The organism is Coleofasciculus sp. A1-SPW-01 (genome assembly GCF_040217205.1).
Classification (GTDB): Bacteria; Cyanobacteriota; Cyanobacteriia; order Cyanobacteriales; family Coleofasciculaceae; genus Coleofasciculus; species Coleofasciculus chthonoplastes_A.
On record NZ_JAVJNP010000016.1, the window covers coordinates 1 to 14020 of the forward strand.

The 14020-nt window shown below is 45.2% G+C and carries 19 protein-coding genes; 14 read left to right on the forward strand and 5 right to left on the reverse strand.

The window, feature by feature from the left end; genetic code table 11:
- Positions 1 to 61: 61 nt before the first annotated feature.
- Positions 62 to 520: a peptide-methionine (S)-S-oxide reductase MsrA gene (gene msrA, locus RH949_RS03080; RefSeq protein WP_446351906.1), complete on the forward strand. Its 459-nt coding sequence runs from the start codon at positions 62 to 64 to the stop codon at positions 518 to 520.
- 295 nt (positions 521 to 815) lie between these two features.
- Here msrA and RH949_RS03085 read toward each other — a convergent pair whose 3' ends face one another.
- Positions 816 to 2459: a Ppx/GppA phosphatase family protein gene (locus RH949_RS03085; protein ID WP_446351885.1), complete on the reverse strand. Its 1644-nt coding sequence runs from the start codon at positions 2457 to 2459 to the stop codon at positions 816 to 818.
- Between the two features lie 152 nt (positions 2460 to 2611).
- Here RH949_RS03085 and RH949_RS03090 point away from each other — a divergent pair, with 152 nt between their 5' ends.
- The 3 genes from RH949_RS03090 to RH949_RS03100 all read left to right on the forward strand — a co-directional run bounded on the left by RH949_RS03090 (position 2612) and on the right by RH949_RS03100 (position 4956).
- Positions 2612 to 3496, forward strand: a complete 885-nt coding sequence (locus RH949_RS03090) for a 4-hydroxybenzoate solanesyltransferase (RefSeq protein ID WP_446351886.1) — start codon at positions 2612 to 2614, stop codon at positions 3494 to 3496.
- A 159-nt stretch (positions 3497 to 3655) separates the two neighbouring features.
- On the forward strand, positions 3656 to 3988 hold the full coding sequence (locus tag RH949_RS03095; RefSeq protein ID WP_446351887.1) for a hypothetical protein: 333 nt from the start codon (positions 3656 to 3658) through the stop codon (positions 3986 to 3988).
- A gap of 182 nt (positions 3989 to 4170) precedes the next feature.
- A complete protein-coding gene (locus RH949_RS03100) occupies positions 4171 to 4956 on the forward strand; it encodes a DUF3891 family protein (protein ID WP_446351888.1) in 786 nt (261 codons plus the stop codon).
- 108 nt (positions 4957 to 5064) lie between these two features.
- On the opposite strand, the gene RH949_RS03105 is transcribed toward RH949_RS03100, so the two are convergent.
- Both RH949_RS03105 and RH949_RS03110 read right to left on the reverse strand, forming a co-directional pair.
- A complete protein-coding gene (locus RH949_RS03105; protein WP_446351889.1) occupies positions 5065 to 5373 on the reverse strand; it encodes a type II toxin-antitoxin system Phd/YefM family antitoxin in 309 nt (102 codons plus the stop codon).
- Between the two features lie 64 nt (positions 5374 to 5437).
- Complete coding sequence (locus tag RH949_RS03110) at positions 5438 to 5779, reverse strand: type II toxin-antitoxin system HicB family antitoxin (protein ID WP_446351890.1); 342 nt, start codon at positions 5777 to 5779, stop codon at positions 5438 to 5440.
- 173 nt (positions 5780 to 5952) lie between these two features.
- On the opposite strand from RH949_RS03110, the gene RH949_RS03115 reads away from it, so the two are divergent.
- The 6 genes from RH949_RS03115 to RH949_RS03140 all read left to right on the forward strand — a co-directional run bounded on the left by RH949_RS03115 (position 5953) and on the right by RH949_RS03140 (position 9365).
- Positions 5953 to 6297, forward strand: a complete 345-nt coding sequence (locus RH949_RS03115; RefSeq protein WP_446351891.1) for a hypothetical protein — start codon at positions 5953 to 5955, stop codon at positions 6295 to 6297.
- A complete protein-coding gene (locus RH949_RS03120; protein ID WP_446351892.1) occupies positions 6294 to 6722 on the forward strand; it encodes an HNH endonuclease in 429 nt (142 codons plus the stop codon). The genes RH949_RS03115 and RH949_RS03120 overlap by 4 nt, the downstream gene beginning before the upstream one ends.
- Positions 6723 to 6845: 123 nt before the next feature.
- The gene (locus RH949_RS03125; protein WP_446351893.1) at positions 6846 to 7472 is read left to right on the forward strand and encodes a heme-binding protein; all 627 of its coding nucleotides are present in this window, start codon (positions 6846 to 6848) and stop codon (positions 7470 to 7472) included.
- 24 nt (positions 7473 to 7496) lie between these two features.
- Positions 7497 to 7826 carry a XisI protein gene (locus RH949_RS03130; protein WP_006106496.1) on the forward strand — a complete coding sequence of 110 codons (330 nt, stop codon included), beginning with the start codon at positions 7497 to 7499 and terminating at the stop codon, positions 7824 to 7826.
- Between the two features lie 14 nt (positions 7827 to 7840).
- A complete protein-coding gene (locus RH949_RS03135) occupies positions 7841 to 8626 on the forward strand; it encodes a class I SAM-dependent methyltransferase (RefSeq protein WP_446351894.1) in 786 nt (261 codons plus the stop codon).
- A 70-nt stretch (positions 8627 to 8696) separates the two neighbouring features.
- Entirely contained in the window at positions 8697 to 9365 is a 669-nt protein-coding gene (locus RH949_RS03140; RefSeq protein WP_446351895.1) for a uridine kinase, read from the forward strand.
- Positions 9366 to 9488: 123 nt separating this feature from the next.
- Here the strand turns inward: RH949_RS03140 and RH949_RS03145 are convergent, their stop codons facing one another.
- A complete protein-coding gene (locus RH949_RS03145) occupies positions 9489 to 10112 on the reverse strand; it encodes a hypothetical protein (protein ID WP_446351896.1) in 624 nt (207 codons plus the stop codon).
- Positions 10113 to 10275: 163 nt separating this feature from the next.
- The gene (locus tag RH949_RS03150) at positions 10276 to 10896 is read right to left on the reverse strand and encodes a DNA-3-methyladenine glycosylase family protein (protein ID WP_446351897.1); all 621 of its coding nucleotides are present in this window, start codon (positions 10894 to 10896) and stop codon (positions 10276 to 10278) included.
- Positions 10897 to 11115: 219 nt separating this feature from the next.
- Between RH949_RS03150 and RH949_RS03155 the strand changes: the two genes are divergently transcribed.
- The 4 genes from RH949_RS03155 (at position 11116) to RH949_RS03170 (ending at position 13936) form a co-directional block, all read left to right on the forward strand.
- Positions 11116 to 11613, forward strand: coding sequence for a TIGR00725 family protein (locus RH949_RS03155; RefSeq protein ID WP_446351898.1), 498 nt, complete (start codon positions 11116 to 11118; stop codon positions 11611 to 11613).
- Between the two features lie 252 nt (positions 11614 to 11865).
- A complete protein-coding gene (locus tag RH949_RS03160) occupies positions 11866 to 12465 on the forward strand; it encodes a superoxide dismutase (protein WP_446351899.1) in 600 nt (199 codons plus the stop codon).
- A gap of 116 nt (positions 12466 to 12581) precedes the next feature.
- Positions 12582 to 12791, forward strand: coding sequence for a hypothetical protein (locus RH949_RS03165; protein ID WP_006106475.1), 210 nt, complete (start codon positions 12582 to 12584; stop codon positions 12789 to 12791).
- A gap of 281 nt (positions 12792 to 13072) precedes the next feature.
- Positions 13073 to 13936, forward strand: coding sequence for an Npun_R2479 family HD domain-containing metalloprotein (locus RH949_RS03170; RefSeq protein ID WP_006106504.1), 864 nt, complete (start codon positions 13073 to 13075; stop codon positions 13934 to 13936).
- Positions 13937 to 14020 lie beyond the last annotated feature (84 nt).

A 14020-nucleotide genomic window follows, 5' to 3' on the forward strand; every position in this document is an offset into this window, starting at 1 on the left:
TTCGGTCTTGTGCAGCAAGCCCTACTTATACCCAGTTGTCGTAAAAATAGGTGAATATCTCATGGAAAAAGCGACATTTGGAGCAGGCTGTTTTTGGGGAGTAGAGGCGGCATTTCGTCGATTAAATGGCGTTACCTCTACATCCGTCGGCTATATGGGAGGGCATTTTGAGAACCCTTCCTATTTAGATGTTTGTGCCAGAATTACTGGACATGCAGAAGTGGTGCAAGTTGAGTATGATCCGTCTCAGATTTCCTACGATGACCTGCTGAATGTCTTTTGGTCAATTCATGACCCTACCCAGTATAATCGCCAGGGACTCGATCGCGGAGAGCAATACCGCTCGGTTATATTTTTCCACAATTCTGACCAGGAGAAAATAGCCAGAGAATCAAAGCGCAAGCTTCAGATGTCTGGTAAGTATGACCAGGATATTATGACCGAAATTAAACCCGCTTCTGATTACTATTTAGCCGAAGAGTATCATCAGCAGTATTATGAGAAAAAAGGACGACCTTAATTGTCATTCGTCATTTGTCATTCGTCATTTGTCATACTTGAAGAGCGCGAGAAGCAAGCTATGTCATTCCTCATTTGTTAAATTATGCCTTCTAGTTGATGCGTTACGCTACCCTTCGCGAACACTGCACGAACGCTAACACACTACTGGATTGGCACTACCTAAATTGATGGTAATAATTGGGTTAGTAGTAGGGAACCTTAGCCCTAGATCCGGTTGGGTTGAGCGAAGTCGAAACCCAACCTACAACCTATTCCACCACTTTAGCTGTGCCACGCTACTACCGTTGCTAGAACTAACTGGGTTTGTTTTCTAGCTGGATGACGACTTTAACGTTATACTCCTCTTCAAACACGACTTTTTTATCTTCTAAACTCCAAACTTCTAAAGCACAGGTATCATTGGGATCTACAGGTGTCAGACGCAAACATAATTCTTTGTCCTCTGGTATATAGTGGCAGCGGATTTTGGAAATTGCTCCAATCTGTCGGCGATCTAGGGCAACCGCTAAACGTAATAAAGGACTGATTTCTTTGACTAGATGCCGATAGTATTTGTTAGGTAAATTACTGTAATTGTCGTGCTTTTTCTTGGGTGAACTCTTGCGATGGTAACGAGCCAAGTTAGCGATCACTTCAATCTCAATATCAGTAAAGCCGAGTAATTCACCGTTGCGAATCAGGTAATAGGAATGCTTATTGTGGGCTGAATGACTCACATACAAACCACAATTATGCAAAATTGCCGCCGCCCACAACAATTCTCGTTCTTCATTTCCCCAATTGTGTAGCTGTCCTTTAGTTTGGTTAAATAAGCTGACGGCAAAGTTAGCCACCCGTTCACTAGAGGCTAAGTTAACATGATATTTTTGCGCGACTTTAATGATATTGCGTTTGCGAACTTCGCCTTGATACCGCAGTCTGTCTTCTATTAAGCCTTGGGAAAGCATCCAGTCTACGATGACTCCCTCTCGCAAAGCGCGTTCCCCGACGGTGAGAGACTGAATGTCTAACATCGTCATGGTTTCTAGTAAAATAATTGCACCCGCAACGATAATTTCGGCTCGTTTATCCGCCAGTCCAGAGAGTTTTTCCCGTTCAGCACAGGTGAGTGAGGCAAGGTGTTTGACGATATCTTTTAGGTCATGGCGGTTGAATTCATAACCATTCAGGGGACTGGGTATTACTCCTAAATTTTCTTTGGCGTGAAGGGCGGCTAGGGTTTCAATTGTCCCCGATGTGCCGACTAAACGGGGTTTTTCTCCGGGTTCGATATTGGCTAAGACATCTTCAACGGCGCGTTCGATTCGTCCCCGAATATAGGCTTGTAAATATTGAAACTCGCGATCGCTAATCGGATCGGTGGTAATGAATTCACGGGTCAAGCGTACTGCGCCGACTTTGGTGCTGGTGAGAGAACGGGGGGCGTGACTATCGCCTAAGATTAATTCCGTTGAACCGCCACCAATATCGATGATGATATGAGGTTGGTTGTGAAACTCCATTCCCGACAAAACGCCCAGATAAATCCGCCGCGCTTCTTCTTGACCGGAAATCAGGTTGACAAATAACCCTAATTGTGAATCAACTTGTTGTAAAAAGTCGCGTCCATTGGGGGCTTCTCGTACCGCACTCGTCGCCACAGCAACCAGCTGATCGGCTTGGAAGCTTTTCGCTAACTCCTGACAACGTTGCAATGCCGCGATCGCACGTTTGATGGCTTGGGGGGTTAAATTTCCGGTGTGGGGATCACGTTCCCCCAGTCGCACCGTATCTTTTTCTTTCGCGATAATCGTAAACGAAGGAAGCGTCGGGTCAATCCGGACAATGACCATGTGAATCGAATTCGTGCCAATATCAATGGCAGCCAGAATTCTCTCAGTGTTGGTGGTTGGAGTCGAAACTCCTGCTGAATTCCCTTGAGCAGCTAAATCGATCATTCTTGTATTCGGGATTACAACTCTAGGCGTGATGCTACTGATAAAGATAACTTTAAATCTGCTCAAATCGACAGTAGCAAAGTGTTGCGTTATCTTAACGATATAGATTTACACCTAATTTGGTGAAGACCCGATAAAAGACCTGAGCATCGATGCTGACCGACCAACACCCTCCCTCAATACCAACTTGGCTCGCGATCGCGCGGCTGTTGCGCTGGGATAAACCAGCCGGACGCTTAATTTTGATGGTTCCCGCGCTGTGGGCAGTTTTCTTAGCCGCCCAGGGTACACCGCCGATTCCCCTCGTTGGTGTAATTATTCTAGGAACCTTAGCCACCAGTGCGGCGGGTTGTGTCATCAACGATTTGTGGGATCGCGATATTGATCCGCAAGTCGAACGCACCAAAGAACGTCCCTTAGCCTCTCGCGCCCTATCTGTACAAGTGGGAGTGGTTGTGGTGTTAGTGGCAATGAGTTGTGCAGGTATCCTCGCCCTGTATCTCAATCCCTTTACCTTTTGGCTTTGCGTCGCCGCCGTTCCCGTGATTGTATTTTATCCGTCAGCCAAGCGCGTTTTTCCGATTCCCCAGTTAGTCTTATCCATCGCTTGGGGGTTTGCTGTCTTAATCAGTTGGAGTGCGGTTACTGAGAATTTACAACCTGCCACTTGGTTTTTGTGGGCAGCAACGGTAACGTGGACATTAGGATTTGACACCGTTTATGCGATGTCCGATCGAGAGGATGATCAGAAGCTTGGGGTTAATTCTAGCGCCTTGTTTTTTGGAGACTACGCCCCAGAAGCCGTTGGTCTATTTTTTGCCGCTACAGTGGGGTTTTTGACGAGATTGGGGTTTGTCATGCAACTACACTGGGGCTTTTGGATTGCTTTAGGTGTGGCAATTATCGGGTGGATTTGGCACTATACACGACTGCGCCAAGCTGATATTCCCAAACCCGTTTATGGGGAAATTTTTCGCCAAAATGTCTGGATTGGTTTTGTTCTATTGGCAGGGATGATTGGAGGTTTGGTTTTGTAGAGATAACTATACCAAAAGGCAGAAGACAGCAGGTGATTGATTACTGATAAGCTGATGTGCATTGAAATTGTATATCATCTGTTCCCGGTTCCCCGTTCCCTTTGAAATATTCAACCGGAAATGATATCATTCCCATCAATAGCGCTCATTTAAAACATCATGAAAAAAATCCAGACCCTATCGGCGGTAATGAGTACCTTAATCCTGGTACTTGTGAGCGCACCTAGAGGAAATTCGCAAACGCCTGATGTGACGCCCCAAGAACCGACGAATGCCTATCCTCCTGAGATGGTTCAAATTTATATCGAGAACTGTGTTGGCGATCGCCCAGAGGAAGTCAGGGCATTTTGTACCTGCACGATTGAGAAGATTCAAGAGACTTACACCCTAGATGAATTCATGCAAATTGGTCAAGACTTGCAAGCCGGTAGGGCAGAACCGGAGGAGTTTAGGCAAATCATTACTTCTTGTGTACCCAATCAAGTTAATTAGAGTCTGCTGAATGAGTTTTGTGGTGGGGAGAGGCAACAGGGAACAGGGAACAGTTTTCATAACTTAAACCAAATTACTCTACTGTATCAGTGGCGGCGTGGCACAGCTAAAATAGTGCAAATTAAACCTATACTCAGGGGAATCAATTCAAAATTAGAATTCTTTGATTTTGAATTCAAACCATGCTACATCGCTTATCAAAAGAGGGACTTATCTGCATCACCCAACCGAACCACGCCTGGGTTTCTGGTGAATTAGCCCGGGCTTGGGGAAATGAACAATTCGGTCAGTTTCTCCCACCCAAAGAACTCTGTCTCGCCGCCGAACAACATGATATCGGCTGGCTGTTGTGGGAACAAGCGCCCACTCTCAACCCCGAAACTGGCTATCCCTATCGCTTTACTGAACTCCCAACCCAAGTCCATATTGATATCTGGACGGGTGCGAAACAGCTAGCAATGCCTTGGGGGAGGTATGTGACATTATTCGTTTCACTGCACGGTACTGGGCTATATGAGCGATATCGAAGTTGGCAGAAAAACCCGGAGTCTAGCCGAATTGTACAGGATTTTCTGAACAGTGAGTATGCCTTTCAAGAACAGCTTATTGCTACGTTGAAAAATGACCCCCATTATGTCCCTTATGTGACACCAGACGTGATCAAACGCAACCAAAAACTGGTAGCGACGTGGGATGCTCTTTCACTAATTTTGTGTCAGAATGTGTCAGGTGAACAGCAGGTTGAGCAGGTTCCTACGGCTGATGGTGAAACTGTTCTAGGGTTGACTCATGTTAATGATGATCCTCATCAAATCATTCTATCTCCTTGGCCCTTTCAGGAGAGTGAGGTAAGGCTGGTTTATGAAGGGCGGCTATTACGAGAAACGTTTACGGATGAAATGGCGATGCGAGAGGCGCTGAGACGCGATCGCGGGTTAACTCTAACCACTATTCTGACACCAGAGTAGAATACAATTCACAACTCATTTAGGGTTGCTATAATCACGCTTTAAGACTCGTTTATAGCGATCGAAATAACCTTGATATTCGTAACACGATGTAAATGAAGGTACGCTTCATGCTATGTCCTGTCGGTTTTCACCTCGACGTTCAGCCACTTCTTGATTGACTTCATCCCAATCTAAAAGGGGTTCACCTGTGGCAACAATCTGCTGACGAATTTGCCAAAGTTTTCTTCCCAAGGGTGTTTGTCCTACTTCTACTCGGTTAGCTGAGAGCAAACGCTCGTATTCAGCGATGGAAAGCATGACAACTTGGGGCTTTCCCTCAGATTCGATAATCAAAGGCTGCTGCTGTTCAACAACCTGCTGGATTAATTCACCAATGTGGTTACCGACTTCTGTGGCGTTAATTGCTCGTGACATTACTGATCTCCTAATTGCTCTGTTCTCAAGGTTAACCTGTTGGAATGGCAGCGCGATCGCCCTGCTAACCTAATCCTCCCTGACTCAACATAGATACAATGTACGGATTGAGGCTCACATTTTCCCTGTCCGCTTTCTCGGCTAAACGACGATGCAACGATTTCGGCATCCGCAGGAGTAGCTTTCCACTGTAAGTATCATCCGTACTGGGTAAAGGAATCTCATCTCCAGCTTTATAAGCTGTCTCAATCCACAACTCCCGCGCCTCATTTATGTTTGCGATCGTCTCATCCAACGTTTCACCTTGAATCAGACATCCAGGTAAGTCTTTAATCTGAGCTACATATCCCACCTCTGGATGAGGATAAAGTGTTACTGAATACTGAAGATTCAAATAATAGTCCAATGGCTAATTTCTCTAATTTTCCCATCCAGCAATATGATCACAGGTAGCATCATAGCAAGCATTTAAACGCGCTGTTCTGCTCTAAGTCCACTCTTCCACAGCCGAAGCAGTAGGAGATGCGATCGCCAAACTCCCATAAGCTACGATGAATCCAAAGACCTTACACAAAAAACATGTCTGAGCAAGTGCGCTATGTTACCAATGAACAGGGGGAGCGAGTTGGTGTCTTATTAGATTTGGAAGCCTATAATCGACTGGCGAACCCACTAGCTGTGGATGAGGAATGTTTAATCGGCTTGAGCCGAGATGAACTAAAAGCCTTAGCCGATAGTAGGCTAGCTCCCGCCGCACAAAATCAATTGGACGATCTGCTAGTTCGGAATGCAGAATCTCAACTCTCTGCTGACGAAATTGCCAATCTAGATCATCTGCTCGCACAAGTCGATCAACTGACAATCCTCAAAACCCGCGCCAGGTATACCCTGCACCGCCTAGAAACCTTGGCGACAGTGGCGTGAGCGCATATATTCCTGTTGAGTTACAGCGACAAGTTCGCACCCATTTTAGACATTGCTGTGCCTATTGCCGCACGGCTGAAGCACTGACGGTTGTAATTTTTGAATTTGAACACATTATCCCTCGCTCAGTTGGTGGAGATACAATTTTTGAGAATCTGTGCCTTTCTTGTCCTACCTGTAATCGCTACAAAGCCACTCTTCAAACCGGATTAGACCCCACTACCCATCAGACGGTTCCTCTGTTTCATCCCCATCGCCAAGTGTGGGAGAAGCATTTTACCTGGAGTAAGGATGCGACAGAGTTAATCGGGTTGACACCTGTTGGTCGAGCAACGATCACTACCCTCAAGATGAATCGTCCCCAGTTGATTCGCGTGCGTCGGATGTGGGTCAAGCTAGGGGAACATCCACCAAAATTTGAGTGAGCTTCGAGTCAGTCTTGCTTGGAGAGGGGATTGCGATCGCGTGATTTTACTTTGCCAGGAAGATATATCTACCCCCCGGAAGAACTGCCGGATCTAGAATAGAAAGAGTTTCTGAGGTTCTCTGTGAAGCTAAAGCACTTACTGTTACCCCTAGGAATTCTAGCCGTCGTTGCGATCGCCTTCTTCGCCTACGATGCGGCTACAGCTCCCTTGCCAGAAGGATTCCCGCCGCCAACACCAGATGGAAAAATTGAGGTTAAACACTATCCAGCCTACCGCTCTGCCACAGTGCGCTACTCAGGAGAACTCTCCATGGCAGCCAATCGAGCCTTTGACCCTCTCTATCGCCATATCAGTTCTAACAATATCTCGATGACGGCTCCAGTCGAAACCCGTTATCCAGTTAGCACCCTGGAAGCTAATCAGACGGGTACACCCGATGAACGAGGTGAAGCACTGGTTTCATTCCTCTACCGCAACACGGATATCTATCCCGACGAAATTAGCCAAAACATTCAAGTCGAAGATATCCCATCAATGACAGTTGTCAGTCTTGGGTTAAAAGGGAGTTACGATTACTCCAGCTATCAAAAAAATATCCAACGGTTACGAGAGTGGTTAGCGCAGCATCCAGAATGGACTGTCGTTGGCTCCCCTCGCCGTTTCTTCTACGATGCTCCTTATGTTCCTGAACCTGCCAAGCGCAGTGAAATCCAAATTCCGATTCGTCGCGTAGAAAGAGAGGGTTGATCAAGTCGAACTAGAGGTGAAGCGATGGATACCACCACGAGAGAGCAGGACATAGTAAAACAGGTGATTCAACGATACGCTCAGTTTAAACCTTCTCACGGCGATATTCGACTCGACACGGTGTTTGACGACGCGCAAAACCGCTATGCATTGATGCAGGTAGGTTGGGATAGAGGACGACGGGTGAGGGGAAATTTGATTTATGTGACTTTGAATGAGGGCAAGGTTTGGGTGGAATATGACGGGATGGAACAGGGAATCAGCAAAGACTTAATCGCCGCAGGTATTCCTCCAGAGCGAATTGTTCTTGCATTTCTCCCTGAAGAGCAAACTGCTGCAACGGCTTGCATTTAAACAAGGAAAACATCATGAACGAGGAAAATAAATCGATTCACGACTTCGATTTTAAATTAATCTGCGAATATTTTTCAAGCCTAGAACGACAAGGACCTGGGAGTCCCGAAGTAACGATTAAAGCTTTGAGCTTTATTGATAATCTGACAAATGAATCACAAATTGCTGATATTGGTTGCGGCACCGGTAGTCAGACAATGGCAATGGCTAGTTGTACGTCAGGGTATATTACAGGAATCGACTTATTTCCCGGCTTTATAGAGCTATTCAATCTTAACGTACATAAACTGAATCTTCAGGATAGAGTCAAGGGTATTGTTGGTTCAATGGAGAATCTTCCTTTTCAGAATGAAGAATTAGACTTAATCTGGTCAGAAGGAGCAATCTACAATATCGGGTTTGAACGAGGCATAAACGAATGGCATAAGTTCTTGAAGACAGGAGGCTTTATTGGCATTTCAGAGGCATCGTGGTTTACCGAAGAGCGACCTGATGAAATCGACGAATTTTGGCAAGATGCTTATCCGGAAATAGATACTATTTCCAACAAGGTGGCACAAATGCAAAAAGCCGGATATATTCCAATTGCAACTTTTGTCCTGCCCGAAAGCTGTTGGACTGAACATTTTTATACGCCGCAAGTTTCTGCACAGAAAAACTTCTTGAAAAAATATGCAGGCAATAAAACAGCCGAAGAGTTCATAGAAAACGAAATACATGAAGCTGAATTATATTACAAATACAAAGAGTTTTATGGCTATGTTTTCTATATTGGCAAAAAAATTAAATTTAACGATTGAATGTTTGATGGTTTTGTCAACCCTTTAATACTCGCTTAAAACTGACATTTGTTTGATTACGGTTTTGGCTATGCTCGACAATCTTGCGCGAAAACGCTTGATCAGCATTAAAGATGCTGCTGAAGCGATTGTTCGACAGCGAACAATTATTCCAGATCACCAGGCACTTCTAGTCGCGATTTCAGGGATAGATGGTTCAGGGAAAGGCTATCTCACCGACAAAATTGCCACCCTACTTTTGAAACGGGGTCTCAATATCGCAAACATCAATCTTGATGGTTGGTTAAATCTGCCTGAAAAACGCTTTAGTAAAATCAATCCACCGGAACAGTTCTACCGACATGCGATTCGTTTTGAAGAGTTATTTGGTCAACTCGTCTTTCCATTACGCAATCGCCGCTCCATTTATCTTGAGGCAGATTTCACGGAAGAAACAGCTACGGAATATCGAAAACATATATACAGCTTTGAGGAAGTAGATGTTATCTTGCTAGAAGGAATCTACTTACTAAAGCATCAATTTCAGTCATATTACGATCTCTCTTTCTGGATTGATTGCAGCTTTGAGACAGCCCTAGAACGGGCGATTGCTCGTTCACAAGAGGGATTGTCTCCAGAAGAAACAATTCAGGCATATCAGACGATTTATTTCCCGGCTCAGAAGATTCATTTTGAGCTTGATCAACCGCAACGATCTGCGATCGCAAGAATTAACAACGATCCCAGATTAGGAGGGTGAATACAACAAGAGAGTAGAGAAAAGCATGGATATAAACATACATAAGTTACTGGACATCCTTGAAGGCATTATTCGTTCGAGAAAATCCCAAGCCCCAATTGATTCTTCCATCGATACCTCAACCTACGCGATCGCACCCTCAAAATAAATTCTAAATGGTTCAGCAAGAATGCCTAATATTTGATTTAACTGGGTAATGAAATATTCAGTGAAATCAATTTTTACCGTCTGATTTTCTAACATGATAAACTTCCAGTTCGTACCCGTTGAAACTGCACCATATACCACTGGCTGTTCCACGCCATTACGGGCATTAAATATTTGAGCAGCAACCATTTGAGCGACACATTGTCCTAACCCAATGCGGATATCATTATCTTTCGCTTCAACCAATGTTAAAACAGGAGCAGTAACTAGGGATTGATTTTTTGATGCACTTAAGATAAAGTCACAAGCACCCGTTAACCCTTTTGATTCGTCAACATTAAACGTATTGCCAGAAAAATAACCAATTTTATTATTAAATTTACGTCTCACTTCCAATAAAACCGGAGTAATAATTAATTCAGACCGAGCTTTTTCTGTACTGATACTTGCCGCCAAATCTAACGTTTCATCCAGCGTTTCCTTAAGCCGATGTGAAGGTTCAATCGGTGCAATATGACTAAATAAATGAGAAATATCCTCGACTGTTAATTCGAGGATAGAAACGGCTTGGTCAATCGTTTTGAAATCACTGTATGACATATTTCCAGAGTCAGCAGCACTTACAATGCTACTATAATCATTGTGCCACACTCTATTCGGTCAGTGATAAGAAAAGTGCAATTGAGCGAAGCCCAGCGCCAAAGGCGATCGCGCTTACGTTGCTGCTCTTTTTATCGTAATGTTCCCCTCCCTCCAGCAGTCCTCAGATTGGCTTTAGATCCAAGCTGCGCCACAAGTACCATGAGGCGATACTGCAATACGGCTTCCACCTTTGTCCGAAGCGTTTTGTCGTTTTGCGGTCAGGAAGTGCCTCAAGATTATACAGGTTCCGAATACCTGCACGTATCCCCAAATCATCCACAGGCAAAACATCCCATCGCTTGAGACGGAAAATCAACAGCATCTGCACAGTCCAGCATCCAATCCCTTTAACCTGCGTTAAAATCTTTATAATCGACTCATCATCCATAACTTCCAACGCTTCCAGGGTGGGCAATCCATCAATTGAATGACGTGCCAAGTCTTTAAGATAAGCAATTTTCGGGCGTGAAATCCCCACACCTCGGAGAACTTCATCAGGCGTGTTTAACACATCCTGTGCGGTAGGAAACGGCGTGTCAGGGTAAAGCTGGAGAAACCGACTGTGGATAACATGGGCTACTTTGGTAGAAAGTTGTTGGTGAAGAATTGATCGGGATAGGCAAAAGAACAAATCTCCCTCCAACTGATGCTGATTCAGTTGACATGCACCAATTAGGTTAATGAGTTGTCCCAGAATGGGATCACAATTCTGGAGAAAGTCAATAGCGATCGCGTAATTCATGAACTCTGTTGTTAAAACATCGATTCGGTAGCTACTGTAGGGGCGGGTTTAGGGACTCTGTAGGGGCGGGTTTAGGGACTCTGTAGGGGCGGGTTTAGGGACTAAAATCAGCTATTTACCGATAACGGAGCAACAAAACTAATTAGAGCAGGACGTTGTGTTGCACAAACAATCCCAAATGATATAACTCCAGTAATCAGCCAATTATACTTTCTACCCATGAGAAAAATCGTTGTCGGCGTGATGGGACCCGGTAAAGGGGCTACCGCCACAGACTTAGAACGAGCTTATGAATTGGGACAACGTATCGCCCAGCAGGGATGGGTGCTGCTGACGGGTGGCAGAAATGCTGGGGTAATGGATGCAGCAAGTCAAGGGGCAAAAGCCGCAGGTGGCTTAACTGTGGGCATTTTACCCAGCAGCGATACTCAGAATATGTCCGATGCTGTGGATATTGCGATCGCGACGGATATGGGCAGTGGGCGCAATAATATTAACGTTCTCTCCAGTGATGTGGTGATTGCTTGTGGTATTGGTGCAGGAACCGCTTCAGAAATCGCTCTCGCCCTCAAGGGTGGTAAACCTGTGGTATTATTATCCGACCATTACGAAAGTCAACAGTTTTTTACCAGCCTGTCGCTGGAGACAGTTTTTGTGGCAGCCACCCCAGCCGATGCCATTGACGTTGTGCAAGCGATTGTCCAGAAAAACCGCTAACTGTCCCCCTGTGACTCAACCCGGCTAGTGGCGCGATCGCGTCTAACCCGTTTCACCACGGGTGGATACCACAAACTCAATCATAGACGTAAGGCGATGGCTACCCCTCAGAGAAACAAAACAATCATATTGTTAATGGTTATTACAATAACCGTTAATCCCTTGATATAGTAATACTTAACCTAAGGAATACATCTAAAGTCTCGGTTCGTTTTAAGCTAGAACACAGTATTTGAGAGGATAGAACACAATATGGCCTACGCACTTCCTGATTTACCTTACGCTTACAACGCGCTGGATCCTTACATCTCAGCTAAAACGCTAGAGTTTCATCACGACAAACACCACGCGAAGTACGTTAATAACTTCAACGACATGTCGCAAGCCGCTGGTATGGCTGACAAGTCCATCGAGGAAGTCATTAAGGCTAGCTACAAGGATTCGTCCAAGTCAGGGCTTTTCAATAATGCCGCCCAAGCTTGGAACCACACCTTCTTCTGGAACTCAATGAAGTCGGGTGGTGGCGGTGTGCCAAGTGGTGCAGTCGCTGACAAAATCAAGTCTGATTTAGGCGGCTACGATAAGTTCAAGGAAGAATTCAAGAAAGCCGCTACAAGTCAGTTTGGTAGTGGCTGGGCGTGGCTAGTCCTCGATAATGGCACGCTCAAAGTAGTTAACACCGCCAATGCGGTTAATCCCATTGCTTTGGGAATGACACCGTTGTTAACCTGTGATGTGTGGGAACACGCCTACTATCTGGATTATCAAAACAAGCGTCCTGATTTTGTGGAAGCGTTTCTCAACAATCTGATTAACTGGGACTTTGTGAATCAGCAAATGGCTGCGGCTTAACGATAATCCAGTGAAGTTGTCACGTCAGTAACAGTGACTAGCCCCGCCTGATCTGGATATCAGACGGGGCTTTTGGTAGTTTGGGTTCTTAATGTGCGATCGCGCCTATACAGAAAATGAACAGTAAAGACTTAGCCCAATACATTGAAGCGACAGACGGGATTGCCAAGCCTTGGCTGTTAGTGCAATTGCGTTTACGGAAACTCCAAGAGCGTAAAGCAACTATGACACCAGATGCCTATACTCGTGAGCTAGCTGAGATTCATCAGGATCTGATGAATCTGGGTGAGTGGTGGCATGGTATTGAAGCAGAGGTGTTTGGCTAATTGCAATCAGGTGATCCGTCTCACACAGGTTGCCTCAAAGTATCACGTTGAGCGAAAAAACGTCATCACAACCTTTTTCGCTATTTTTATTACATTAGAAGTATCGAGTTTGAGAATTTTTCGCTATACCTGTCCTAGGCGTGAAAATCACCGCTTTTAAGCCAAGACGGATTAATGGCAAAGGATAGGATTACTCAACTCTCAGAGAGATTTATCATTATAGTCAACTACTAACTCATAAACTTCGATTGTCCTAACGAGTCCCCTTGAGGTAACCCTCCATGTTTGACACAACCCAAATACTCATCGACAACTTTGTGGATCGGATTCGGGAAGGCTACAGCCGAACTTACGGCGGCTGGAAGTCTGACTATGCTGACATTATCGGCTGGGCGGGCGCCATGGCATTAGAAAATATTGCCAATAGTGACGCTCTCTACCACAATGTTGAACACACCATTTTAGTCACCTTAGTCGGACAGGAAATTCTGCGCGGTAAACATATCCGTGAAGGAGGCATTTCTTGTGAAGACTGGATGCATGCAATTATCTCCTTACTCTGCCATGATATTGGTTACGTTAAAGGAGTCTGCCGACAAGACCGATTAAGTGAAAACCGCTATGCCACAGGCGTAGATGGGGACAAGGTGAGTTTACCACCAGGGGCGACAGATGCCAGCCTCACCCCCTATCACGTTGATCGCGGTAAGCTGTTTATTGAAGAACGGTTTGGTGGCAATTTACTAATTGATGCCGAAGAAATTAAGCGGAATATTGAACTCACTCGTTTTCCTGTGCCAAGTGATCAAGATCACCTAGACACAAGTAACTGTCCCGGTTTAGTAAGATCTGCCGATTTAATTGGTCAACTCAGTGATCCGCGCTACTTGAAAAAAATTAGTGCCTTATACTACGAGTTTGAAGAAACGGGTGTGAATAAAGCCTTAGGCTATAGTCATCCAGGAGACTTGCGCCAGAACTATTCCAAGTTTTACTGGAGTGGGGTGTATCCCTACATTAAGGACTCATTGCGCTACTTAGAGTTGACGCTAGAAGGGAAGCAAATTGTGGCGAACCTTTATGCCAATGTGTTTGTGGTTGAACATGAACACCCCTCTCTCCATGCAACCGTTAGCGCCGCTTAAAAGACGGTAGGGGTACGACATGTCGTACCCCTGTCGTACCCCTACAAATGGTTCAACGGGAAAGCCTGGGTAAGTCTTGATATC

Excerpts from the sequence above, each read along its gene's own strand:
- msrA (WP_446351906.1), top strand. The coding sequence starts at position 62 with ATGGAAAAAGCGACATTTGGAGCAGGCTGTTTTTGGGGAGTAGAGGCG.
- RH949_RS03085 (WP_446351885.1), bottom strand. The coding sequence starts at position 2,459 with ATGATCGATTTAGCTGCTCAAGGGAATTCAGCAGGAGTTTCGACTCCA.
- RH949_RS03090 (WP_446351886.1), top strand. The coding sequence starts at position 2,612 with ATGCTGACCGACCAACACCCTCCCTCAATACCAACTTGGCTCGCGATC.
- RH949_RS03095 (WP_446351887.1), top strand. The coding sequence starts at position 3,656 with ATGAAAAAAATCCAGACCCTATCGGCGGTAATGAGTACCTTAATCCTG.
- RH949_RS03100 (WP_446351888.1), top strand. The coding sequence starts at position 4,171 with ATGCTACATCGCTTATCAAAAGAGGGACTTATCTGCATCACCCAACCG.
- RH949_RS03105 (WP_446351889.1), bottom strand. The coding sequence starts at position 5,373 with ATGTCACGAGCAATTAACGCCACAGAAGTCGGTAACCACATTGGTGAA.
- RH949_RS03115 (WP_446351891.1), top strand. The coding sequence starts at position 5,953 with ATGTCTGAGCAAGTGCGCTATGTTACCAATGAACAGGGGGAGCGAGTT.
- RH949_RS03130 (WP_006106496.1), top strand. The coding sequence starts at position 7,497 with ATGGATACCACCACGAGAGAGCAGGACATAGTAAAACAGGTGATTCAA.
- RH949_RS03135 (WP_446351894.1), top strand. The coding sequence starts at position 7,841 with ATGAACGAGGAAAATAAATCGATTCACGACTTCGATTTTAAATTAATC.
- RH949_RS03140 (WP_446351895.1), top strand. The coding sequence starts at position 8,697 with ATGCTCGACAATCTTGCGCGAAAACGCTTGATCAGCATTAAAGATGCT.
- RH949_RS03145 (WP_446351896.1), bottom strand. The coding sequence starts at position 10,112 with ATGTCATACAGTGATTTCAAAACGATTGACCAAGCCGTTTCTATCCTC.
- RH949_RS03150 (WP_446351897.1), bottom strand. The coding sequence starts at position 10,896 with ATGAATTACGCGATCGCTATTGACTTTCTCCAGAATTGTGATCCCATT.
- RH949_RS03155 (WP_446351898.1), top strand. The coding sequence starts at position 11,116 with ATGAGAAAAATCGTTGTCGGCGTGATGGGACCCGGTAAAGGGGCTACC.
- RH949_RS03160 (WP_446351899.1), top strand. The coding sequence starts at position 11,866 with ATGGCCTACGCACTTCCTGATTTACCTTACGCTTACAACGCGCTGGAT.
- RH949_RS03165 (WP_006106475.1), top strand. The coding sequence starts at position 12,582 with ATGAACAGTAAAGACTTAGCCCAATACATTGAAGCGACAGACGGGATT.
- RH949_RS03170 (WP_006106504.1), top strand. The coding sequence starts at position 13,073 with ATGTTTGACACAACCCAAATACTCATCGACAACTTTGTGGATCGGATT.